The following is a 22,260-nucleotide window of genomic DNA, read 5'->3' as shown; positions in this document are numbered from 1 at the left end:
CGGCCCGAACCGCAGGACTTCCCCTCAGCTCGTTCCCGGACCTTCTCATCGAGCCTCCTCGCGCGGCAGCCGTTCCAGCGCGGCGAACCACCGTTCGGGGACGACGTCGTCGAACGGCGCGGTCCCCGCGAGCACGGCCGCGAGCAGGTACTCCGCGTCCGCCTCGACCCGGGCGACCAGCTCCGGCGGATACCCGTATCGCTCGCGGTGAAGTGCGAACTCGTCCTGGTCGTCGATGAAGGCCGGGCCGCGCCCGCGCTTGTCGGTGCGCCCGTCGCGGACGCCGATCACGTCGAGATCGAGGTCCACCATGGTGACCTCCCAGCGCGGGTCGGGCACGTCGTCGTTCCCGCGGGCGCCGCCGTGGCCCGCGCCGCCGATGCGCCGCCACGCCGGGACGGTCGTCAGGTCGACGTACACGCGGTTCTTGCCGGGGGGTTCCGCGTCGCGCGGGTAGAACGCGGGCGTCCACCCGGCGCCGGGAAAGCACCCGACCCCGGCGGTCCCGGCCCGGTACGAGAGCCCGGGCCGCGCGAACAGCGTCCCGGCGGGATATCCGACCCACTCGCCGAACTCGTCGGACCCGAGATACCGGACCCCGAACTCCCAGTGGGGACTCCCGTCGAACTTCGTGTACCGCACCCACACGCCATCACCAGCAGTAACGGGTCTCTCGGCCACGCCCCGACCCTATCTCGACCACGGAGGCCGGCCGCAGCCCCGGGCGGTGCCACCGCGCCGGCCGCTACCCCAGCGCCGCGTCGTCCTGTTCGACGGCGGCGTTCCAGGACTTCTTCTCGGCGCGCCAGCCCTCGTCGTCGCGGCCCTGCTTCCAGTAGCCGGACGCGGAGAGCAGCTCCCGGGGGACGCCGAGCTCCGCGCGGGCCCAGCGACGCAGGTCGCGGACGACGCCGGCCTCGCCGTGCAGGAAGGCGTGCGGCACGCCGCCGGGCAGGTCGCCCGCCTCGTGCGCGGTGCGGACGACGTCGGCCAGCGTGACGCCGTCGGCGGACCGGTGCACCCAGGTCACGCGCAGCGCGCCGTCGGACACGATCTCCTGCCGCTCGGCAGGCCCGGCGACCTCGATGAACGCGTGCGCGACGGCGCCGCTCGGCAGCGCCTCGCAGGCCGCCGCCACGGCGGGCAGCGCGGACTCGTCGCCGACCAGGAGGTGCCAGTCGGCGTCGGCCGACGGCGCGTACGCGCCGCCCGGGCCGAGGAAGCCGACCTCGTCGCCGACCTGCACGCGCCGGGCCCACGGCCCGCCGTACCCGACGTCGCCGTGCTCGACGACGTCGACGTCCCACCCCTCGGCGTGCACGCGCCGGATCGTGTACGCCCGCACGACCGGCCGCGCGTCCGGCGCGGGCGGCGGCGCGAGCACGAGCTTGACGTACCGGTCGGTGAACTCGCCCGGGTCGACGGCGCGCAGCGCGTCACCCCCGAGCGTGACGCGCACCATGTGCGGCGTCAGCCGCTCCACGGCGATGACGACGGCGACGACGGGCGGGGCGGCGCGACGGGGCGCGGCACCCGGGGGGCTCTCGACGATCTGTGACATGGTTAGGTCAGCCTAACCCCGATCGCCGCGAGGTTCGACGCGGCCCGCGTCACACCGGACGGCCGCCGCGGGGGCGCGCCGGTCCGCCGCCGGACGCCCTCTCCGCCGGGCAGTAGGTAGGTTGGTGGCATGACACATCTCGGGGCCGACGTCGTGCAGGCGCTGCCCAAGGTCCTCCTGCACGACCACCTCGACGGCGGGCTGCGGCCCGCGACCGTCCTCGAGCTCGCCGCCGACGTCGGGCACGAGCTCCCCGCCGCCACCCCGGACGCCCTGGCCGACTGGTTCGCCACGTCCGCGGACTCCGGGTCGCTGGAGCGCTACCTCGAGACCTTCGCCCACACGGTCGCCGTCATGCAGACCGCCGAAGCCCTGGAGCGGGTCGCCCGCGAGGCCGTGCTCGACCTCGCCGCCGACGGCGTCGTCCACGCCGAGCTCCGCTGGGCCCCCGAGCAGCACCTGGCCCGCGGCCTCACCATGACGCAGGCCGTGGAGGCCGTCCAGGCCGGGATCGACGACGGCATCGCCCGCGCCGCCGCCGACGGCCGCACCCTCCGCGCCGGCCAGATCCTGTGCGCGCTGCGGCACACCGACCACTGGGCCGAGGTCGCGGGCCTCGCGATCGCCCTGCGCGGCGACGGCGTCCTCGGCTTCGACCTCGCCGGCCCCGAGCAGGGCTTCCCGCCCTCGCGGCACGACGGCGTCTGGCGGCACCTCGCCACGCACCAGATCCCCGTCACGATCCACGCGGGCGAGGCCGCCGGCGTCGGCTCCGTCGCCGACGCCGTCGCCGTCGGGCAGGCCCTGCGCCTCGGGCACGGCGTACGGATCATCGAGGACATCACGTTCGGGACCGACGACGGCGCTCCGGCGCCGGGCACCGACCGGATCTCCGGGTCCGACGGCGCGGGCGGCTCGGCCACCCTCGGCCCCGTCGCGAACTGGGTCCGCGACCAGCAGATCCCGCTGGAGGTGTGCCCGGTCTCCAACACGCAGACCGGCGCGGCCACCTCGATCGCGGACCACCCGATCACGCGGCTGAAGGAACTCGACTTCGCCGTGACGCTGAACACCGACAACCGCCTGATGTCCCGCACGTCCCTGAGCCACGAGATGATGCTCCTGAACACCGAGGCCGGCTGGACCCTTGAGGACCTGCTCGACGTCACCGTGACCGCCGCGTGGAGCGCGTTCGCGCACCACGACGAGCGCCGCGCGCTGGTCGAGCAGGTCATCGTGCCCGGTTTCCAGAAGATCGAGCGGGCCTCGCTGTAAGGCCCGGGCACCAGCAGGCCCGGGAGACAGGCAACACCAGGACGGAGCACCCATGACCATGGACCGCGCGGCGCTCGCCGCCGTCGTCGACCACACCCTCCTCAAGCCGGAGGCGACCGCCGCCGACGTGACCGCCCTCGTCGAGGAGGGCGCGGCCCTCGGCGTCTTCTCGGTGTGCGTGTCGCCGACGTTCGTCGCGCACGCCCGCGAGGTCGCCGCCGGGCGCCTCGAGATCGCCACGGTGTGCGGCTTCCCCTCCGGGAAGCACGCGAGCGAGACCAAGGCGGCCGAGGCCGCCCGGTCGATCTCCGACGGCGCCGACGAGGTGGACATGGTCATCGACGTCGGCGCCGCGAAGGCCGGCCTGTTCGACGACGTCCGGGCGGACATCGCGGCCGTGCGCGCCGCGGTCCCGGCGGGCCGGGTCCTCAAGGTCATCATCGAGTCCGGCGCGCTGACCGACGAGGAGATCGTCGCGGCGTGCGAGGCCGCCGAGGCCGCCGGCGCCGATTTCGTCAAGACCTCCACGGGCTTCCACCCCACCGGCGGCGCCACGCTCGAGGCGATCACCCTGATGGCCCGCACGGTCGGCGGCCGCCTGGGCATCAAGGCCTCGGGCGGCATCCGCGACTGGCCCAAGGCCACGGCGATGATCGAGGCGGGCGCCACCCGTCTGGGCCTCTCCGCCACGGCCGCGGTCCTGGACGCTGCCACTCCGGCCGCACCCCCGCAGTCCCCGGACACCTACTGACGAGGGACCACGAGGTTCCTGATCGCTCCACGAGTTTGCTGTGCGGTCTTCCTGGCACGATGCGACGCAACCTCGTGGTGGCGGACAGCAACCTCGTGGTCCTCAGCCCCCGGGCCGACGTCTGCCCGGCCGCGCCGGGCCCGCCGGTGGTCAGGTCGAGGTAATCACCGATGTCGGGCCCGGGACCTGTCGGCCGGAGGTCCAGGCTTCCTCTCGGAGGACGGCCTCGATCTCCGCGACGAACCCGTCCGGCGGGAACAGCTGTGGCGCCCGGTACCGGAGGAGCCGGTACCGGAGCTGGTTGAGGACGCCGTTCTGGCGGACCGCGTCCGCGGCGAGCTGCGAGGTGCTCGAGTGGTGCTCGCTGCCGTCGATCTCCACGAGCAACCATCTGCCCCTCCCGAGATACCACGCCATGTCGGCGCGGCCCAGGAACCTGCCGTCGGGGGCATGAATGTCTCGTTGAAGCTCGTCGGGAACGATGTCGGCGTCCCACAGCGCGAGCCAGGCCCTCGTCTCGAGAGGCGACTCCAGGAGCTTGTTCGTCAGGCCGAACCAATGACGACGCCGCGCGACGCCCCGGCGGGCGCGGCCGGCGTGCAGCGCGTCCGCCAGTTCGACGCCGGTGGTCAGCCCGCGTCGGAGCGCGTCATTCGCGCAGGCCACCCAGGACTCCCGGTCCAGGGTGTCGAGCGCCTGGACGAAGGCGACGGGCAATCGCGCGACCGGCGCGCCCTCGATACGCACGGTGTTCCCGCGCAGGTCGATCTGCCTGACCCGGATGTCGCCGCGCGGTTGCGCGTAGCCGCCGCCACGCATCGCCACCTCGACGGTGATCACCCGGGGAAGCCCGCGCACCCCGTGCAACGCCAGCGCTCCGGCGCCGACGGCCGCCCCGTTCGCGTACGCGACCAGAGCGCGCCGCACCGATCGCCGTCTTTCACGGTCGTAGGGGTGCCGCTCCCGGAGGTCCCGGGACAGGACGCCGGTGTCGTAGACGCCGCGCATCACACGGACCAGCCGCCCGGCGTGGACGAGCTGACGAAACCGCCTGTCCGAGATCCGGCACCCGCTGACCTGCGCGGTGCTCACGTAACCGGCCTGCCCGCGGGCCAGCACGATGAGGTCGGACGGCAGCGATACGTCGTCTGTCACCATGCCATGACATCACATAGCACTCCCCGGGCAATTCAGCTATCCACAGGGATATACGTCCACGACGAGCTCGCCCGGCGGCTCGGCTCCTCGAAGACGTCCTCCGGCCCGCACCGTCAGGGCTGCCGCCCCGGACGCCTCACGCGATGCGGTCGAGGATCAGCTTGCCCGGGGTGGTCGCGGCGATCGCCTCCGGGGTGCCCTCCGGGGCCACCTCCCAGGCGCCCTCCAGGGACTGCCCGGCACGGGTGAAGCGGTCCGGGGTGTCCGTGTGGAGCGTCAGCAGGGGCTGGCCGGCCATGACGCGGTCGCCCGGCTTGGCGTGGAGCCGGACGCCCGCGGCGGCCTGCACCGGGTCCTCCTTGCGGGCGCGGCCCGCGCCCAGGCGCCAGGCCGCGATCCCGACCGCGTAGGCGTCGAGGCGGGTCAGGACGCCGTCGGCGTCGGCCGTGACGGTCTCCGTCTCCTGCGCGACCGGCAGCGGCGCGTCCGGGTCGCCGCCCTGGGCGGCGATCATGCGGCGCCAGGCGTCCATCGCGCGGCCGTCGGTGAGCGCGGCCCGCACGTCGTCGGGCGACGCCGGCTTCCCGGCGCCCGCCAGCATCTCGACGGCGAGCGCCACGGTCAGCTCGACGACGTCGGCCGGCCCGCCGCCCGAGAGCACCTCGACGGACTCGGCGACCTCCAGCGCGTTCCCGGCGGTCAGCCCGAGCGGCACCGACATGTCGGTGAGCAGGGCGACGGTGTGCACGCCCGCGTCGCGTCCCAGGTCCACCATGGTGCGGGCGAGCTCGCGTGCGTCGCCGAGGGACTTCATGAAGGCGCCGGAGCCGACCTTCACGTCGAGCACGAGCGCGCCCGTCCCCTCGGCGATCTTCTTGGACATGATCGAGCTGGCGATGAGCGGGATCGACTCCACGGTCCCGGTCACGTCGCGCAGGGAGTAGAGCTTGCGGTCCGCGGGCGCGAGGCCGCTGCCGGCGGCGCAGATCACGGCGCCGACGTCGTCGAGCTGCGCGAGCATCTCGTCGTTCGACAGCGCGGCCCGCCACCCCGGGATCGACTCCAGCTTGTCCAGCGTCCCGCCGGTGTGCCCGAGCCCGCGCCCGGACAGCTGCGGCACGGCCACGCCGAAGCAGGCGACGAGGGGCGCGAGCGGGAGCGTGATCTTGTCGCCGACGCCGCCGGTGGAGTGCTTGTCGGCCGTCGGCCGCGACAGCCCGGAGAAGTCCATCCGCTCCCCGGACGCGATCATGGCGCGGGTCCAGGCCGCGATCTCCGCGCGCGACATCCCCTTCAGGAAGATCGCCATGGCCAGGGCCGACATCTGGTAGTCAGCCACGGCGCCCCGCGTGTACGCGTCGAGCACCCAGTCGATCTGCCCCTGCGACAGGGCGATCCCGTCCCGCTTGGCCCGGATCACGTCCACGGCGTCGAACTGCTCGGTCATGACTTGTCCTCTCCGCTTCCTGGCGGGCCGGGCCGCGACACCCGCGCCAGATCCTCCGGTCCGAACGCCTGCGGCAGCACCTGCTCCATCGTGAGCACGCCCTGCGGCGTCTCCACGAGCAGGCCGGGCCCGCCGTGCTCCCACAGCAGCTGCCGGCACCGCCCGCAGGGCATGATCAGTTCCGCGTCCCCGTTCACGCACGTGAACGCCACGAGCCGCCCGCCTCCGGACATCATCAGCGCGCTCACGAGGGAGCACTCCGCGCAGAGCGTCACGCCGTAGGCGGCGTTCTCGACGTTCGCCCCGGTGAGCACCCGCCCGTCGGCGGTGATCGCGGCCGCCCCGACAGGGAAACCGGAGTACGGCGCATAGGCGAAGCGCAGGGCCTCACGCGCGGTCGCCCGCAGCCCCACCCAGTCGACGTCGTTCACAGCGCCATCCCTCCTGGTCCGCCCACGCCTCAGCCCTTGACGTAGGGTTCGCCGTTGGCCGCCGGGGGGCGGGAGCGGCCCACCAGGCCCGCCACCGCGAACAGGGTGACCACGTACGGGATCATGAGCATGAACTGGCTCGGGACCGGTGAGCCGACCACGCTGAGCACGTTCTGCAGGTTGGACGCGAAGCCGAACAGCAGGCCGGCCAGGGCCGCCCGGACCGGGTCCCACTTGCCGAAGATCATCGCGGCCAGGGCGATGAACCCGGCGCCCGCCGTCATGTTCTGGCCGAACTGCGCCAGCACCACCGTCGTGTAGAACGCGCCGCCCAGGCCGGCGCAGGCGCCGCCGATCAGGAGGGCGCCGTAGCGGGTGCGGGCGACGTCGATGCCGACGGTGTCCGCGGCCTTGGGGTGCTCGCCGACGGCGCGCAGCCGCAGGCCCCAGCGGGTGCGGTACATCCCGAACCAGACGCCCGCGACCACCAGGTACATGAGGTAGACGAGCGGGGTCTGGTCGAACAGCACCGGGCCGATCACGGGGATCTCCGAGAGCAGCGGGATCCCCCAGCTGCCGAACCGCGGCGACGTGTTGAGCCGGGCGGCGTCGGGCACCAGGACCTGCGTGTACAGGAACGTCGTCAGGCCCAGCACCAGCACGTTCAGCACGACGCCGACGATGATCTGGTTGACCTTGTGCGTCACCGTGAACAGCCCGAGCACGAGCGCCACGAGCACGCCCGACAGCAGCCCGCCGGCCAGCCCCACCCACGGCGAGCCGGTCAGCGAGCCCGCCACCGCGGCCGTGAACGCGGCCGCGAGCATCTGCCCCTCGATCGCGATGTTGATCACGCCGGACCGCTCCCCGATCACGCCGCTCAGGGACCCGTACACGAGCGGCACGGACCACAGCAGCGCCCCGCCCAGCAGACCCACGACCGACAGCGTCCCCGAGCTCCCGGACCCCGCCCACGCGAGGAACCCGGTGAGGATCGCGACGCCGAACACGGCGATCGCCCACAGCGGCGTCCTGCGGTTCCGCAGCGTCAGCGCCACGGAGAACGCCGCGACCAGCGCCACGACCACCAGCGCGCCCCACGCCAGCGGCATCCCCGGCACGGAGATCACCGGGATCTGGATCGCGTCCGCGCGCCGCGACAGCGCGAAGTTCACGTCGCCGCCGCGCGGCGTCGCCACGAGCAGCAGCGCGTACAGCACGCCCACGGCGAGCAACCCGCCCGCCGCCTTCCAGCCGACCTGCGTCACACGCCGTTCCGTGCCGCCCGACGACGGCGCGCCCGCCGCGCCCTGGGTCTCGACCACGGCGCTCATGCTGCTGCTCCCTTGCTCGCGACAGTGCTCCCGGCGGCCTTCGGGGCCTTGCGGGATCTCCCGGGCGGACGACGCCGCCGGGCCGGATCGGGCAGCCGGAAGATCGCCCGCACCAGGGTCGGCGCGGCGATGAACAGCACGATGAGGGACTGCACCACGAGCACGATGTCGCTGGGCACGCCCTCCGACGCCTGCATCGCGGTGCCGCCCGCCTTAAACGCGCCGAACAGGATGCCGGCGGCCAGCACGCCCCACGGGCTCGACCCGCCGAGCAGGGCGACGGTCAGCGCGTCGAACCCGACGCCCGCGTCGATGTCCCCGCTGAACCCGGTGGTCACCTGCCCCAGCACCTGGGACGCGCCCGCGATCCCGACCAGCGCGCCGGACAGCAGCATCACCTTGACCGTGCTCCACCCGACGTCGATCCCCGCCACGCGCGCGGCCCGCGGGTTCGATCCCACCGCGCGGTACTGGAACCCCTCCGAGGAGCGGTTCAGCAGCCACCACGCGAACACCACCGCGGCCAGCGCCAGCACGAAGCCCCAGTGCAGGCTGTACCGCTCGCCCAGCAGCGGCGGCAGCTGCGCCGAGGGCAGCGTGGGCGGCGTCTTCGGGTTCGCCGACCCGGGGGCCTGCAGCAGGCCCGGCGTCGCGAGCAGGTAGGCGAGCAGGTAGAAGGCGATCCAGTTGAGCATGATCGTGACGATCACCTCGTGGGCGCCGGTGCGGGCCTTGAGCACGCCCGCGATCCCGGCCCAGACCGCCCCGCCCGCCATGCCGGCGACGACGGCGAGCGCCGCGTGCAGCCCGGCGGGCAGCCCGGTGACGCCGAAGCCGACCCAGCCGGCGCAGACCGCGGCCATGAGCATCTGCCCCTGGCCGCCGATGTTCAGCAGGCCGGCGCGGAACGCCAGCGCGATGCCGATCCCGGCCGCGACGAGCGGCGTCGCGTAGTTGAAGGTCTCGGTCAGCGGCCGGATCTGGGCCGCGAAGCCCTCCGCGCGCGGGTTGAACACCGCGCCGCGGAAGAGCGCCGAGTAGGCGCCGCCGATCGCGTCGCCCAGCGCCGCGAACGTGTCGCCGGGGCGGCTGAAGAAGTAGGCGGCCGCGGCGGTGACGTCCTCGTCGGTGAACGCGATCATCACCGAGCCGACGAGCACCGCGAGCAGCACCGCGCCCACCGCCGTCGTCCACGGATGGGCCATCGTGTCCTGCAGCGCCTTGGCGAGCCACGCCTCGGTGTCGGCGGCGTCCGGGCCCGCGGGGGCACCGGCCTGCCGCGCCTTCTCCTGCTCGAGCTCCTCGGCGAGGCCCGGCTCGATCCCGGGCTTGCTGTCCTCGTTCATGCCGCCTCCTGCTCCTGCGGCGCGATGCCCGCCATCATCAGCCCGAGGGTGTCGCGCGGCGTCGTCGCCGGGACGATGCCCACCACGCGCCCGCGGTACATCACCATGATCCGGTCGCCCAGCGCGACGGCCTCGTCCAGTTCCGTCGAGACGACGATCACGGGGACCCCGGCGTCGCGCGTCGCGACGATCTGCTTGTGGATGAACTCGATGGAGCCGACGTCGACGCCGCGCGTCGGCTGCGCGGCGACCAGCAGCCGCAGGTCGCGCTTCAGCTCGCGGGCGAGCACGACCTTCTGCTGGTTGCCGCCCGACAGGCGGCCCACCGGCGTGTCGATGCCCTGCGTGCGCACGTCGTACTCGGCGACGGCGTCGCGGGCGAACGTGTCGCGGAACCCGAGCTGCAGGGACCCCGATCTCACGAACGGCGCGCCGTCCGACCGGTCCAGCATGAGGTTCTCCGCGATGGTGAACTCCCCCACCAGCCCGTCGTGGGTGCGGTCCTCCGGCACGAAGCCGACGCCGCGGTCGAGCACCTTGCGGACGCTTCTCCCGGTCAGCTCCGCGCCGTCGAGCAGCACGCTCCCGGCGACGTCGTCCTGCAGCCCGAGCAGCGCCTCCGTGAGCTCGGTCTGGCCGTTGCCCTGCACGCCCGCGACGGCGAGCACCTCGCCGCCGCGCACCTCGAAGGAGACGTCGTCCACGACGACGACGCCGGACTCGTCGACCACCTGCAGGCCGCTGACCGTCAGGGAGTGCTCGCCGTAGGCCGGCGCGCCCTTGCGCACGGTCAGCTCGACGGCACGGCCCACCATGAGGGAGGCGAGCTCCGCGTCCGACGCCGTGGGGCTGGCCTCGCCGACCACCTTGCCGTGCCGGACGACGGTGATGCGGTCCGCGACCTCGCGGACCTCGCGCAGCTTGTGGGTGATGAAGACGATGGCGGCGCCGGAGTCGCGCAGCTGCCGCATGATCGCCATCAGCTCGTCGGTCTCCTGGGGCGTGAGGACCGCCGTCGGCTCGTCGAAGACCAGGACGTCGGCGTTGCGCGACAGCGCCTTGATGATCTCGACGCGCTGCTGCACGCCCACCGGGAGGTCCTCGACCAGCGCGTCCGGGTCGACGTGGAAGCCGAACCGCTCCGAGATCTCCCGGACCTGACGCCGCGCGGACTCCACGTCCAGCACGCCGCGGCGGCCCGGCTCGTGGCCGAGCATGACGTTCTCCGCCACCGTGAACACCGGCACGAGCATGAAGTGCTGGTGCACCATGCCGATCCCCGCCGCCATCGCGTCGCCCGGGCCGCCGAACCGCTGGACGACGCCGTCCAGCAGGATGTCGCCCTCGTCGGCGTCGTACAGCCCGTACAGCACGTTCATCAGCGTGGACTTGCCCGCGCCGTTCTCCCCCAGCAGGCAGTGGATCTCGCCGGGTTCGACCGTCAGGTCGATGTGGTCGTTCGCGACCAGCGCCCCGAAGCGCTTCGTGATTCCCCGCAGCTCCAGCCGCATGATTCTCCTCCCGGCAGTCCGGAACTAGTGCCCATTCACGCACTCGGGGGCCGTGCGCGGCAACCGCGCACGGCCCCCGCCTACCGTCCGATCACTCGGCCAGGTAGGACTTGACCTCGATCTCGCCGGCGATGATGTCGGCCTCGAGGGCCTCCACCTCCTCGACGAGGGCCGGGTCGACCTTGTCCTCGAAGTTGTGCAGCGGGGCGATGCCCACGCCCTCGTTCTCCAGGGTGCCGATGTACGGCTCCGGGTCGAACTCACCGTTGGCGGAGGCCTCGACGGCCTGCTGCGTGGACAGGTCCATGCCCTTGAGGATGGAGGTGAGCACGAGGTCCTGCGTGGCCGGGTCGGTCTCGTACAGGTCCGCGTCCGTACCGATCAGCGCGACCTCCTCGCCCGAGTCCTCGATCGCGTTCAGCGCGGCCTGGTAGATCGGGCCGCCCACCGGGAGGATGACGTCGACGCCCTGGCCGAGCACGTTCTCCGCCGTGGCCTTGGCCGCGGCGTCGGCCGAGAAGCCGCCGGTGAAGGAGCCGGTCTTGCCGTCCCAGCCCACGACCTTCACGTCCGCGCCGTTGACCTCGTTGTAGTGGTCCACGCCCTGCTTGAAGCCGTCCATGAAGATGGTGACCGTCGGGAACTCGGCGCCGCCGTAGGTGCCGACCTTGCCCGCCTCGGAGTAGCCCGCGGCGAGGTAGCCCGCGAGGAACGCGGCCTCGGCCGTGTTGTACAGCAGCGGCTTGATGTTCTCGGCGTCCGCCGTGCCGTCCTGGTCGGCGTCGGCGGGGTCGTCGATGAGGACGTAGTCGATCTCGGGGTTGGCGGTCGCCGACTCGATCGTCGCGGCGGACAGCGCGAAGCCGACCGTGACGATCGCCTCGCAGCCCTCGTCCACGAGCGACTGGACGTTGCCCTGGTACTCGCTCTCGCTGGTGGACTCGACCTCGCGGGTCTCGGACCCGACGGTCTCCGCGGCGGCCTGCAGGCCCTCGTAGCTGAGCTGGTTGAAGCTCTTGTCGTCGAACCCGCCCTCGTCGGAGACGATGCACGGGAGGAAGTCGCTGGCGGTCGCCTCGCCCGTGGACTCCTCGGGGGGCGCCCCGCACGCGGTCAGTGCGATGACGGCGGCACCGGTCAGCGCCGTGAGCGCTACAGACTTCTTCACCTGATGCTCCTCGATGGGTTCTGGAGGGTCGCGCGGTTCCGACCCTGCAACGCACCGAGAGTAGTCACGACACCCGCTGTTCCGCGTATCGAGACGGTTTCGGCGACAAGTCGTTACCGAAGCGTCACTCAGCAGGGGTGGTGGTTGTGAGGAGCGACATACCCGGGCCGGGACCCGATCAGCGCGCCGCGTACCGCGCGAGCAGGCGGACGCCGACGCCGATCGCGCGCTCGTCCACCACGAGGTCGCCCTGGTGGAGATCGTAGGTCCGGCCGCCCGGGGTGCGCGTGCCGAGGCGCGCCATCGTGCCGCGCACCTTGGTCAGGTACCAGCCGAAGTCCTCGCCGCCCATGGACTGCTCGGTGAGGACCACGGCGTCCGGCCCGACGGTCTCGCGGACGGCCTCCTCCAGGGCGGTCGTCTCGGCCGAGTCGTTGTCGACGGGCGGCACGCCCCGCGTGTGGTGCACGGTGACCTGCACGTCGTACGGCTGCACCACCTGCCGGACCACCTCCTTGACCAGCTCCCCCGCCTTCTCCCACGCGCTGACGTCGAGGCAGCGCAGCGTCCCCTTGACCGTCCCCGTGCTCGGGATGACGTTGGGCGTGCTGCCCGCCTGCACCGTGCCCCAGGTGAGGTTCACGCCGGAGCGCGGGTCGAGGCGCCGCCCCAGCGCCGCCGGCACCTGGGTGATGACCTGGCCGAGCGCGAACACGACGTCGCCGGTCAGGTGCGGGCGCGAGGTGTGGCCGCCGGGCGAGGTGACCGTGACCGAGACGGCGTCGGCGGCCGACGTGATGGAGCCGATGCGCGTCCCCACGGTGCCGACGTCGATCTTCGGGTCGCAGTGCAGGCCGGCGATGCGCTCGACGCCGTCGAGCTCCGACGTGCCCAGGATGTCCAGCGCGCCGCCCGGCATGACCTCCTCGGCGGGCTGGAAGAACAGCCGCGCGCCGCGGGTCAGCAGGCCCTCGTCCGCGAGGCGGGCGAGCACGAGCCCGGCGCCCAGGACGGCGGTCGTGTGCACGTCGTGGCCGCACGCGTGGGCGGCGCCGGGCACGGTGGAGGCGAAGGGGACGCCGCTGGTGTCCTGCAGCGGGAGGGCGTCCAGGTCGGCGCGCAGGCCGGTGCGGCCGTCCGTGTCCGGCCCGATGTCGCAGACCAGCCCGGTGCCGTCCAGGAGGCGGGGAGCCAGGCCCGCTGCGCGCAGCCGCTCGGCCACCGCCGTCGTCGTCCGTGACTCCTGGCGGGACAGCTCCGGATGGGCGTGCACGTCACGCCGGAAGGCCACCAGCTCGTCCTGCAGCTCGCCCGCGAGCTGGACCACACGTTTCGTCAGGTGGGCGCGCGACACGGTGGCAGGCATGGTCGAAACGATCTGATCGAGTTCCGTGACACTCGGAACTGGGTGGGTAGACGTCACCCGCCCCACTGTAACGGGGCCGATATCACTCCGCGCCGCGACGTCTCAGCATCCGGGACCGGCATGTGGGACGCCGCTCCCGCGCACGGCGGCGGGCCGGGGACCCTTCCCGCGAAGGATCCCCGGCCCCCCGTCGTCGTCGTGCGATCAGAACGCGCGGGTGATCATCGCGCGCTTGACCTCCTGGATCGCCTTCGTGACCTCGATGCCGCGGGGGCACGCCTCGGTGCAGTTGAAGGTCGTGCGGCAGCGCCACACGCCCTCCTTGTCGTTGAGGATCTCCAGGCGCTGCTGGGCGCCCTCGTCACGGCTGTCGAAGATGAACCGGTGGGCGTTCACGATCGCGGCCGGCCCGAAGTACTGGCCGTCGGTCCAGAACACCGGGCAGCTCGACGTGCAGGCCGCGCACAGGATGCACTTGGTCGTGTCGTCGAACCGCTCGCGCTGCTCGGCGGACTGGATGCGCTCCTTGGTCGGCTCGTTCCCCTTCGTGATGAGGAACGGCATGATCTCGCGGTACGACGCGAAGAACGGCTCCATGTCCACGACCAGGTCCTTCACCACGGGAAGGCCCTTGATCGGCTCCACGAGGATGGGCTTGCCCGGGTTGACGTCCTTCAGCAGCGTCTTGCACGCCAGGCGGTTGCGGCCGTTGATCCGCATCGCGTCCGACCCGCACACGCCGTGCGCGCACGAGCGCCGGAACGTCAGCGAGCCGTCCTGCTCCCACTTGATCTTGTGCAGCGCGTCCAGGACGCGGTCGGTGCCGTAGGCGGTGACGGTGTACTCGTCCCACCTTGATTCACCGACGGCATCGCCCTCCGGGTTGAACCGGCGGATCTTGATCGTGACGTCGAAGGAGGGAATCTCTCCGGCCTTCGCCTCAGCTTTCTCCATGACAGCAGTCATCAGTACTTCCGCTCCATCGGCTCGTACCGGGTCTGGGTCACCGTCTTGGAGCCCAGCACCACCTTGTAGCCGTCGAACTCCTCGACGTGATCGAAGTAGCCCGCGATGTGCCCGTCCGCCTCGTCGGCCGCGGCCGCCGGCCGCCGGTACGCCATCGTGTGCTGCATGTAGTTCGCGTCGTCGCGGTCCGGGAAGTCCTCGCGGTAGTGCCCGCCGCGCGACTCCTTCCGGTTCAGCGCGCCGACCACGGTCACCTCGGCGATGTCGAGCAGGAAGCCCAGCTCGATCGCCTCCAGCAGGTCCGTGTTGAACATCTTGCCCTTGTCCTGGACGGACGCATTCTGATAGCGCTTGCGCAGCTCGCGGATGTCGGCCAGGGCCTGGTTCAGCGACTCGCCGGTGCGGAACACCTGGGCGTTCGCGTCCATGGTCTCCTGCAGGGCGCGGCGGATGTCGGCGATGCGCTCGCCGTCGGGCCGCTCGCGCAGCTCCGTCAGCTGCGCGACGACGGCGTCGGCCGGGTTCTCCGGGAGATCGGTGAACGACGCCGTCCTCGCGTACGCGGCCGCCGAGCGGCCGGACCGCTTGCCGAAGACGTTGATGTCCAGCAGCGAGTTGGTGCCCAGGCGGTTCGACCCGTGCACCGAGACGCACGCGACCTCGCCCGCGGCGTACAGGCCCTTGACGACGTCCTGCCCGTTGCGCAGCACCTCGCCGGCCACGTTCGTCGGGATGCCGCCCATCGCGTAGTGCGCCGTCGGGTACACCGGCACGGGCTCCGTGTAGGGCTCGATGCCGAGGTAGGTCCGCGCGAACTCCGTGATGTCCGGGAGCTTCGCGTCGATGTGCGCGGGCTCCAGGTGCGTCAGGTCGAGCAGCACGTAGTCCTTGTTGGGTCCCGCGCCGCGGCCCTCGCGCACCTCGTTGGCCATGGACCGGGCGACGATGTCACGCGGCGCCAGGTCCTTGATGGTGGGCGCGTAGCGCTCCATGAACCGCTCGCCGTCGGCGTTGCGCAGGATGCCGCCCTCGCCGCGGGCCGCCTCCGACAGCAGGATGCCGAGCCCGGCCAGGCCCGTCGGGTGGAACTGGAAGAACTCCATGTCCTCCAGCGGCAGGCCGCGCCGGTAGGCGAGCGCCATGCCGTCACCGGTCAGGGTGTGCGCGTTCGACGTCGTCTTGAAGATCTTGCCCGCGCCGCCGGTCGCGAACACGATGGCCTTGGCCTGGAAGACGTGGATCTCGCCGGTGGCGAGGTCGTAGGCGACGACGCCGGTCGCGTTGACCTCGGCGCCCTCCTCGACGTCCTCGGCCGCCAGGTCGCGGTCCGTGATGAGGTCGAGCACGTAGAACTCGTTGAAGAACTCCACCTCCTGCTTCACGCAGTTCTGGTAGAGCGTCTGCAGGATCATGTGGCCGGTGCGGTCCGCGGCGTAGCAGGCCCGGCGCACCGCGGCCTCACCGTGGTTGCGGGTGTGCCCGCCGAACCGGCGCTGGTCGATCTTGCCCTCGGGCGTGCGGTTGAACGGCAGGCCCATCTTCTCCAGGTCGAAGACGGCGTCGATGGCCTCCTTGGCCATGATCTCCGCCGCGTCCTGGTCGACGAGGTAGTCGCCGCCCTTGACGGTGTCGAACGTGTGCCACTCCCAGTTGTCCTCCTCGACGTTGGCGAGCGAGGCACACATGCCGCCCTGGGCGGCACCGGTGTGGGAGCGGGTGGGGTACAGCTTCGAGATGACCGCGGTGCGCGCCTCTTTCGAGGACTCGAGCGCCGCGCGCATGCCCGCGCCGCCCGCACCGACGATCACGACGTCGTACTGGTGGGTGATCAAGGAAGTCTCCTACTCGGTGCAGAACGAGGCGAGCAGATCGGGGTCGGCGTTCGCGGGGCACGGCTCGAACGTGAAGATGACGAGCGTGCCGAGCACCACCACGATCGTGAAGGCCACGTAGAGCAGGCTCTTGAGGATGCCGCGCGTCACGTCGCGCTCCGCGTAGTCGTTGATGATCGTGCGCACGCCGTTGGTGCCGTGGATCATCGCGAGCCACAGCATCAGCAGGTCCCAGATCTGCCAGAACGGGCTCGTCCACTTGCCGCCGACGAACGCGAAGTCGATCGCCTTCACGCCGTCGCCGACCATGAGGTTCACGAACAGGTGCCCGAACACGAGCACGACGAGCACCACGCCCGAGGCCCGCATGAACACCCAGGAGTAGAGCTCGGCGTTGCCGCGCGTGCGGGCCTTGCGCCGGTAGGGCGAGCGGGGCGCGTCGAGCGTGCCGACCTTCTCGGCCACCGCGGGGGTGCCGTGTGTCGCGCTCATCAGTGGCCTCCGAACACGTTCATCAGGTGACGCGGCAGGAAGCCCGCCATCGTCACGACGAAGAGACCGAGCACGACCCAGAGCATCACCTTCTGGTAGCGCGGCCCCTTGGCGAGGAAGTCCACGAGGATGATGCGGATGCCGTTGAACGCGTGGAACACGATCGCCGCGACGAGGCCCACCTCACCCAGGCCCATGATCGGTGTCTGGTAGGTGCCGATGACGGCGTTGTAGGCCTCGGGCGACACGCGTACCAGCGCGGTGTCCGTGACATGGACGAGCAGGAAGAAGAAGATCGCGAACCCGGTCACGCGATGCGCGACCCAGGACCACATGCCTTCGCGGCCGCGATAGAGCGTGCCGCCTGATGCGGTGGGCACTTCGGGAGCCTCCTATGGCTATCCGGTGATGAATTGAGGCAGGCGCTCCCACTGTACTGACACGGAGTCACATGGATCGTCCGGAAGGCGGCCCCATGTGCCGTGACGTGCGCCGTTTGTGAGAGATCGCACAGACGAGATGTCGCCCCACCTCCCGGCGTCACTATGCTCGTGGCCATGAGCAACCCCGCCGGCACCAGCAGTGCCGCATCCGAGACCGCCGTCGGTCCCATCGAAGGTTTCCACGCCGTCATCCCGGCGGGTGGCGCGGGTACCCGGCTCTGGCCGCTGTCCCGCCGCAAGGCACCCAAGTTCCTGCACGACCTGACCGGTTCCGGCCGCACGCTGCTGCAGGCCACGGTCGACCGCCTCGCCCCGCTCACGGGCGACGACGGCGTCATGCTCGTCACCGGCACGCACCACGTCGCGGCCTGCCGCACGCAGCTGCCGGGCCTCGGCGACACGAAGGTGCTGGCCGAGCCCTCACCCCGCGACTCCATGGCGGCGATCGGCCTGGCCGCGGCGGTGCTCGCGGAGCGCCACGGCGACGTCGTCATCGGCTCCTTCGCCGCCGACCACGTCATCTCCGGGCAGGCCGCGTTCGAGCGCGCCGTCCGCGAGGCGGTGGCCGCCGCGCGGGCCGGCTTCGTGGCGACGATCGGCATCGCCGCGTCGCGCCCGTCGACGGCGTTCGGGTACATCAGGTCCGACGGCGCCCTGGGCGTCGACGGTGCCCCCTCGGCTCAGCACGTGCGCGGCTTCACCGAGAAGCCGGACGCCGCCACGGCCCGCGAGTACCTGGCCTCGGGCGAGTACCGCTGGAACGCCGGGATGTTCGTGGTCAAGACGTCGGTGCTGCTGGGCCACCTCGCCGAGCAGCGCCCCGAGCTGCACGACGGCCTGCTCACCATCGCCAAGGCCTGGGACACCGACGACCGCGACCGCGTCCTGGCCGAGGTCTGGCCCGGCCTGGAGAAGATCGCCATCGACCACGCCATCGCCGAGCCGGTGGCCGACGCCGGCGGCGTCGCCGTCGTCCCCGGCACGTTCGGCTGGGACGACGTCGGCGACTTCAACTCCCTGGCCGCGCTGCTCCCGTCCGACGACGACCGGGGCTCGAAGGTCCTCGGCGACGCGGGCGAGGTGATCCGCGTGGACAGCGCGGGCTCAGTGGTGGTCCCGGCCGGCGGGCGGCTGGTCAGCGTGCTCGGCCTGGACGACGTCGTCGTCGTCGACACCCCCGACGCCCTCCTGGTCACCACCCGCGCCCGCGCCCAGCAGGTCAAGCAGATCGTGGACGCGGTCCGGGCCCGGGACCTGGAGGAACTCCTCTGACTCCCGGCGTGGCCCGGCCGCTCGCGGAGGAACGGGGTGCGGACTCGTGACGGGCCGCTTCGGCGCGGTGGACGTCCACTACCTGCCGGAGGGCCGCGCCCGCGCGGCTCTCGTGGTCTGCCCGACGCCGGCGTTCGGCGAGGTGACCGAGGAGCGCACCGTTCTCGTGGACGGCGTCGCGGAGTACCGGCCGGGCAACTTCTACGAGCGGGAGCTGCCGCCGATGCGGGCCCTGCTCGCGGCCGGCACGGTCGAGCCGCTGGACCTGCTGGTCGTGGACGGGTACGTGACGCTCGACCCCGAGGGCCGGCCCGGCCTGGGGGCGCATGCGCACCAGGCCGGGCTGGCGCCCGTCGTCGTCGGCGTGGCAAAGACCCGCTTCGCGGCGGCCACGCACGCCATCGAGGTGACCCGAGGCGCGTCGTCCAGGCGACCGCTGTACGTCACGGCCCTCGGCCTGCCGCCGGACGAGGCTGCGCAGATGGTCCGCGACATGGCGGGCGAGGCCCGCTTCCCGGACGCGCTGCGCCGGGTCGACCGCCTGGCCCGCTCGGGCGACCCGGCCCGCGACCCGATCAGGGGTCAGTACCGGGCGTCGGCGCGGTCCGCGTAGGAGGCGGTCGTCATCAGGCCGTAGCGCAGGGCCTTGTCCGAGAGCCAGGAGCTCTTCAGCTTCTCCCGCCACCGGGTCACCGCGCTCGCCGTCGGCGTCCGGCCGAGGTACAGCTCGTAGGCCTCGGTGACGCGGTGGTTCTCGGCCGCCTCGCTGTTCCACAGCCGCTGGACGGTCTTCCGGCGGCCGTCGGCGTCGAACCACGACTTGATCGTGGACACCTGGGACGCGGTCGGGGTCGTGTTCGTCAGGTTCTGGTAGACCGCCTTGACGTAGGCGTCCATGCCGCTGAACGAGTACCGGTACGACGTCGACCACAGCAGGCTCAGCCGCACCTGGTCGACCGTGAGGCGGCCGTCCACGATCGCGTCGAGCTGCGCGGCCCGCTCCGTCGAGGTCGGGTCGCGGTGCAGTACCGCGCGGTAGGCCAGCGTGATCTGCCGCTTGCGGAACTTCTCCGACGTCTCCGTCCACGTGGCCAGCGGCCCGGCGCCGTTCGCCTCGACCCTGTCCTGCCACGTGCCGATCTGCGCGGCGGTCGCCACGGCACCGGTGTTGTCCTTGAAGATCGCCTGGACGATGTTCGCCGCGCGCTGCTCCTCGGCGGTCACCGTGTACTCGTCGTAGTAGGCCGCGGCCCTGGTGCGGATGTTCCCCAGCACCGGGTAGCCCAGGTTGCCCGGGCACTCGGTGTCGTGCGTGTCGCGGTGGCCGAAGATCCTGTTCAGCTCGACCTCGGTCCCGGCCGCGTATTTGCTGTTCGACCCGGCGGACGTGAGCGTCGTCGTCCCCGTCGGGACCACCCCGAACGCGGAGAGCCGCCATGCGGCGATCTTCGCCACGCCGGACTGCTGCGCCGACGACGGCGTGACCGTCGAGTACGTCCCCAGCATCGCGATACCGACCGTGCTCGTGTTGAACCCGCCCGCGTGGGCGCCGATGATCGCGGAGTCGATGCTCCCGGCCGCGCCCTCGTAGACGTTGCCCCACTTGTCGACGAGGAAGTTGTAGCCGATGTCGCACCAGTTGTTGCCGTCCTGATGGAACGCCTGGTCGTTGCGGATCAGCTGCATCGCCTCGGCGACCGTGTCGTAGTCGTTCGGGTTCACCGTGTGGTGCACGGCCGCGGCCTTCAGGCCGTCCGGCGCGGGCCGCCAGGTGGCGCCGTCATAGTCGGGCGGCAGCTCGCACTGCGGGGCGGCGCCCCACTCCGCGCGCGTGATGATCGTGGGACCGCCCGTGTCCGACGACGTCGTCTCGGCCGCGACCGGGCCCGACGTCGTCGCCGCCGCAGTGGTGACCTGCTCGGACGAGACAAGCCTCAGCTCGACGTCCCTCGGGATCTCCTGGGCGGGGTCGACCGTGGCGATCTGGACGGCGTCGGACTCTCCCACGTAGACCGGGGTCGAGGTCCGGACGGCGGACGCCTCGTCGGTGCCGTCGGTCTGCTTCTCCAGGTGGGACCACCGGGACCAGCCGCCGCCCTCCGCACGGGTGCGGACCTGGAGCTCCGGGACCCGGGAGTCGATCTCGGAGGGCCACGAGGCGCCGACCGTCTGGAAGCCGGCGGGCGCCTCGACGGTGCCCGCCAGGCGACCCTTCTTGTCCTTGGTGTCGAGTTCGACGACGCCGTCCTCGACCTGGGACGCCTCGCCGGCGCGCTCCGGGGCGGCCTGCGTCACGTCCGCGACCTGCTCGGTCTCCGCTGCGGGCGCGTCCGCCAGCACGATCGTGTCGACCTGGGCGTCGGTCGTCCCGGCGTCCGCGAGGGCGGAGCCGGTGGTGTCCGGTGTGTTGGCCTCGGACGCCCGATCGGCCGTCGTCATCGCCGCCGCGGGACCGAACGCACCGAGCGCCAGCACCGGCGCGATTCCCAGCCCGATCGCCTTGCCCACGACCCCGCGTACCGACGATCCCGCCTGCTTTGCATGCCGTGCCACGACATTCCCCCATCTCGTCGAGGGCCAGAAAAGGCGCTGCCCCGGGTATCAGGGAGCGCCATTTCAGCTTCACAGCGACGGGAGGACTTCGGAACTGGAGGGACACTCAAGGTAAAACCTTGCCCAGTGCCTTGACAGCGTGCCCGCTCTACTCCCCAGCTGCCGGTGAGCAACGACGGGCCGCGCGTCCAGGAGTCGATCAGAAGGTCGTCCACAGGTCGACTACAAGTTCGTCCAGAGGTAGGGCGCGGACCGCGCACGCGCCGTCGTCCGGGATCACGACGACATCTACACTGCGAAGGATCTCGGCGAGGGCCGGGAGGCCACCGAGCCCGGCCAGGGCGAGGCGTAGCCGGCCGCCTGACGCGGGAGGTGTCGCATGAACCAGTCCGAGATCTGGCCGCCCGTGACCGGGTCCGATCAGCAGAGCCGAATCGATCCGTTCGCCGGGCTGGGACCCGCCTCCGCGCGGCGGGAGCGGCGCCGCCGTCGCGCCGCGCGCCGGGGTCAGATGGTCGCGGTGGTCGTGACGGGCTCCGTGGCGCTTGTCGCGGGAGGTTCCTACGCGCTGTTCCAGTCGGGGGGTTCCGGGGACGACGGCGCGCCCGCCGGAGTGGCGGCCCCTGCGCTCTCGCCGTCCCCGGCCGGTCCCGGGACGCCGCTCCGGCAGGCCGCGGATCCCTTGCGGAAGCCCCCGGAGAAGGCTCCGGCCGACGACGAGCCCACGGTCCCGGCCGAGGATGAGGCGGCGACGGCCGGGGCTGCCGGCGCCGAGGCACAAGCGACCGCCGGGTCGGACGCCGCGGCAGCGTCGTCGGACACGAGCCCCGCCGCCGAACCGGACACGTCCGGCGAGCAGGACACCCCCGAACCCACCGCCGACGAGCCCGCCATCGGCACCTGCCCCCACCCCGACCAGGTGTGGACGCCCGAGAACGGGCACCTGTCCGCGGGCAAGCTCGCCGCGCTGCCGTTCGCACCCGGGCACGCCGTGCGGGCCGACGTCGTCGACGGGCTCGTCGCGCTGAACGCCGCCTACCGGGCGGCCTTCGGCGTGAACCTGACGATCAACTCCTCCTACCGCAGCTACGAGGACCAGGCGGCGCTGTACGACCCGTCGTCGCCGACGGCGGCCCCGCCCGGGTGCTCCAACCACGGGACGGGGCTCGCCGTCGACATCGGCGGCGGCGTCGAGGCGTTCGGCTCCGCGCAGTACGACTGGCTCACGGCCCACGCCGAGGGCCATGGCTGGGTCCATCCGCCCTTCGCGGAGCCAGGCGGCCGCAACCCGGAGCCGTGGCACTGGCAGTCGACGCTGGCGCCGAACAGCTACTGACCGCGGTCGCGCCGCCCG

General features: G+C 72.3%; 20 protein-coding genes. 5 read left to right on the top strand and 15 right to left on the bottom strand.

All coding sequences use genetic code 11. The features are described 5' to 3' along the window. Positions 1 to 45: 45 nt before the first annotated feature. Both ABD208_RS03695 and ABD208_RS03690 read right to left on the bottom strand, forming a co-directional pair. The gene (locus tag ABD208_RS03695) at positions 46 to 681 is read right to left on the bottom strand and encodes a DUF402 domain-containing protein (protein ID WP_344099605.1); all 636 of its coding nucleotides are present in this window, start codon (positions 679 to 681) and stop codon (positions 46 to 48) included. Between the two features lie 64 nt (positions 682 to 745). Then, the gene (locus ABD208_RS03690) at positions 746 to 1,561 is read right to left on the bottom strand and encodes a siderophore-interacting protein (RefSeq protein WP_344099603.1); all 816 of its coding nucleotides are present in this window, start codon (positions 1,559 to 1,561) and stop codon (positions 746 to 748) included. A 129-nt stretch (positions 1,562 to 1,690) separates the two neighbouring features. Here ABD208_RS03690 and ABD208_RS03685 point away from each other — a divergent pair, with 129 nt between their 5' ends. Beyond that, entirely contained in the window at positions 1,691 to 2,836 is a 1,146-nt protein-coding gene (locus ABD208_RS03685; protein WP_344099601.1) for an adenosine deaminase, read from the top strand. A 52-nt stretch (positions 2,837 to 2,888) separates the two neighbouring features. After that, on the top strand, positions 2,889 to 3,587 hold the full coding sequence (gene deoC, locus ABD208_RS03680; RefSeq protein WP_344099599.1) for a deoxyribose-phosphate aldolase: 699 nt from the start codon (positions 2,889 to 2,891) through the stop codon (positions 3,585 to 3,587). Positions 3,588 to 3,737: 150 nt separating this feature from the next. Here deoC and ABD208_RS03675 read toward each other — a convergent pair whose 3' ends face one another. The 12 genes from ABD208_RS03675 to sdhC all read right to left on the bottom strand — a co-directional run bounded on the left by ABD208_RS03675 (position 3,738) and on the right by sdhC (position 17,018). Then, positions 3,738 to 4,742 (bottom strand): type IV toxin-antitoxin system AbiEi family antitoxin domain-containing protein, encoded by a 1,005-nt coding sequence (locus ABD208_RS03675; protein ID WP_344099597.1) that lies wholly within the window; start codon positions 4,740 to 4,742, stop codon positions 3,738 to 3,740. Positions 4,743 to 4,881: 139 nt separating this feature from the next. After that, on the bottom strand, positions 4,882 to 6,192 hold the full coding sequence (locus ABD208_RS03670; RefSeq protein WP_344099595.1) for a thymidine phosphorylase: 1,311 nt from the start codon (positions 6,190 to 6,192) through the stop codon (positions 4,882 to 4,884). Then, positions 6,189 to 6,623, bottom strand: coding sequence for a cytidine deaminase (locus ABD208_RS03665; RefSeq protein WP_344099593.1), 435 nt, complete (start codon positions 6,621 to 6,623; stop codon positions 6,189 to 6,191). The genes ABD208_RS03670 and ABD208_RS03665 overlap by 4 nt, the downstream gene beginning before the upstream one ends. A gap of 29 nt (positions 6,624 to 6,652) precedes the next feature. Continuing rightward, positions 6,653 to 7,957 carry an ABC transporter permease gene (locus tag ABD208_RS03660; RefSeq protein ID WP_344099591.1) on the bottom strand — a complete coding sequence of 435 codons (1,305 nt, stop codon included), beginning with the start codon at positions 7,955 to 7,957 and terminating at the stop codon, positions 6,653 to 6,655. Beyond that, complete coding sequence (locus tag ABD208_RS03655; protein WP_344099589.1) at positions 7,954 to 9,303, bottom strand: ABC transporter permease; 1,350 nt, start codon at positions 9,301 to 9,303, stop codon at positions 7,954 to 7,956. Before ABD208_RS03655 ends, ABD208_RS03660 begins: the two co-directional genes overlap by 4 nt. Then, a complete protein-coding gene (locus ABD208_RS03650) occupies positions 9,300 to 10,814 on the bottom strand; it encodes an ABC transporter ATP-binding protein (protein WP_344099587.1) in 1,515 nt (504 codons plus the stop codon). Before ABD208_RS03650 ends, ABD208_RS03655 begins: the two co-directional genes overlap by 4 nt. 91 nt (positions 10,815 to 10,905) lie before the next feature. Further along, a complete protein-coding gene (locus ABD208_RS03645; RefSeq protein WP_344099585.1) occupies positions 10,906 to 11,982 on the bottom strand; it encodes a BMP family lipoprotein in 1,077 nt (358 codons plus the stop codon). Positions 11,983 to 12,160: 178 nt separating this feature from the next. Next, on the bottom strand, positions 12,161 to 13,348 hold the full coding sequence (locus ABD208_RS03640; protein ID WP_344099583.1) for an amidohydrolase: 1,188 nt from the start codon (positions 13,346 to 13,348) through the stop codon (positions 12,161 to 12,163). Between the two features lie 204 nt (positions 13,349 to 13,552). Continuing rightward, positions 13,553 to 14,314: a succinate dehydrogenase iron-sulfur subunit gene (locus tag ABD208_RS03635; RefSeq protein WP_344099581.1), complete on the bottom strand. Its 762-nt coding sequence runs from the start codon at positions 14,312 to 14,314 to the stop codon at positions 13,553 to 13,555. Then, entirely contained in the window at positions 14,314 to 16,146 is a 1,833-nt protein-coding gene (gene sdhA, locus ABD208_RS03630) for a succinate dehydrogenase flavoprotein subunit (protein ID WP_344099579.1), read from the bottom strand. Before sdhA ends, ABD208_RS03635 begins: the two co-directional genes overlap by 1 nt. Before the next feature lie 9 nt (positions 16,147 to 16,155). Then, the gene (locus tag ABD208_RS03625) at positions 16,156 to 16,638 is read right to left on the bottom strand and encodes a succinate dehydrogenase hydrophobic membrane anchor subunit (RefSeq protein ID WP_344099577.1); all 483 of its coding nucleotides are present in this window, start codon (positions 16,636 to 16,638) and stop codon (positions 16,156 to 16,158) included. Next, the gene (sdhC, locus tag ABD208_RS03620; RefSeq protein WP_344099575.1) at positions 16,638 to 17,018 is read right to left on the bottom strand and encodes a succinate dehydrogenase, cytochrome b556 subunit; all 381 of its coding nucleotides are present in this window, start codon (positions 17,016 to 17,018) and stop codon (positions 16,638 to 16,640) included. The genes ABD208_RS03625 and sdhC overlap by 1 nt, the downstream gene beginning before the upstream one ends. 177 nt (positions 17,019 to 17,195) lie before the next feature. Here sdhC and ABD208_RS03615 point away from each other — a divergent pair, with 177 nt between their 5' ends. Then, on the top strand, positions 17,196 to 18,353 hold the full coding sequence (locus ABD208_RS03615) for a mannose-1-phosphate guanylyltransferase (protein ID WP_344099573.1): 1,158 nt from the start codon (positions 17,196 to 17,198) through the stop codon (positions 18,351 to 18,353). A 46-nt stretch (positions 18,354 to 18,399) separates the two neighbouring features. Continuing rightward, positions 18,400 to 18,966, top strand: coding sequence for an endonuclease V (locus ABD208_RS03610; RefSeq protein WP_344099571.1), 567 nt, complete (start codon positions 18,400 to 18,402; stop codon positions 18,964 to 18,966). On the opposite strand, the gene ABD208_RS03605 is transcribed toward ABD208_RS03610, so the two are convergent. Then, a complete protein-coding gene (locus tag ABD208_RS03605; RefSeq protein WP_344099569.1) occupies positions 18,936 to 20,906 on the bottom strand; it encodes a peptidoglycan recognition protein family protein in 1,971 nt (656 codons plus the stop codon). The genes ABD208_RS03610 and ABD208_RS03605 overlap by 31 nt on opposite strands. Before the next feature lie 379 nt (positions 20,907 to 21,285). Between ABD208_RS03605 and ABD208_RS03600 the strand changes: the two genes are divergently transcribed. Then, positions 21,286 to 22,242 carry a M15 family metallopeptidase gene (locus ABD208_RS03600; protein ID WP_344099567.1) on the top strand — a complete coding sequence of 319 codons (957 nt, stop codon included), beginning with the start codon at positions 21,286 to 21,288 and terminating at the stop codon, positions 22,240 to 22,242. Positions 22,243 to 22,260: the final 18 nt, after the last annotated feature.

Source organism: Myceligenerans crystallogenes, assembly GCF_039529775.1.
GTDB classification, from domain to species: domain Bacteria; phylum Actinomycetota; class Actinomycetes; order Actinomycetales; family Cellulomonadaceae; genus Myceligenerans; species Myceligenerans crystallogenes.
Note: the sequence above shows the minus strand (reverse complement) of the source record. Positions and strands in the feature narration are given on the sequence as shown.

What these genes read in the sequence shown, in the direction of transcription:
- ABD208_RS03600 (WP_344099567.1), top strand. Translation starts at nt 21,286, where the DNA reads ATGAACCAGTCCGAGATCTGGCCGCCCGTGACCGGGTCCGATCAGCAG.
- ABD208_RS03640 (WP_344099583.1), bottom strand. Translation starts at nt 13,348, where the DNA reads ATGCCTGCCACCGTGTCGCGCGCCCACCTGACGAAACGTGTGGTCCAG.
- deoC (WP_344099599.1), top strand. Translation starts at nt 2,889, where the DNA reads ATGACCATGGACCGCGCGGCGCTCGCCGCCGTCGTCGACCACACCCTC.
- ABD208_RS03685 (WP_344099601.1), top strand. Translation starts at nt 1,691, where the DNA reads ATGACACATCTCGGGGCCGACGTCGTGCAGGCGCTGCCCAAGGTCCTC.
- ABD208_RS03655 (WP_344099589.1), bottom strand. Translation starts at nt 9,303, where the DNA reads ATGAACGAGGACAGCAAGCCCGGGATCGAGCCGGGCCTCGCCGAGGAG.
- ABD208_RS03690 (WP_344099603.1), bottom strand. Translation starts at nt 1,561, where the DNA reads ATGTCACAGATCGTCGAGAGCCCCCCGGGTGCCGCGCCCCGTCGCGCC.
- ABD208_RS03615 (WP_344099573.1), top strand. Translation starts at nt 17,196, where the DNA reads ATGAGCAACCCCGCCGGCACCAGCAGTGCCGCATCCGAGACCGCCGTC.
- ABD208_RS03635 (WP_344099581.1), bottom strand. Translation starts at nt 14,314, where the DNA reads ATGACTGCTGTCATGGAGAAAGCTGAGGCGAAGGCCGGAGAGATTCCC.
- ABD208_RS03625 (WP_344099577.1), bottom strand. Translation starts at nt 16,638, where the DNA reads ATGAGCGCGACACACGGCACCCCCGCGGTGGCCGAGAAGGTCGGCACG.
- ABD208_RS03650 (WP_344099587.1), bottom strand. Translation starts at nt 10,814, where the DNA reads ATGCGGCTGGAGCTGCGGGGAATCACGAAGCGCTTCGGGGCGCTGGTC.
- ABD208_RS03660 (WP_344099591.1), bottom strand. Translation starts at nt 7,957, where the DNA reads ATGAGCGCCGTGGTCGAGACCCAGGGCGCGGCGGGCGCGCCGTCGTCG.
- ABD208_RS03670 (WP_344099595.1), bottom strand. Translation starts at nt 6,192, where the DNA reads ATGACCGAGCAGTTCGACGCCGTGGACGTGATCCGGGCCAAGCGGGAC.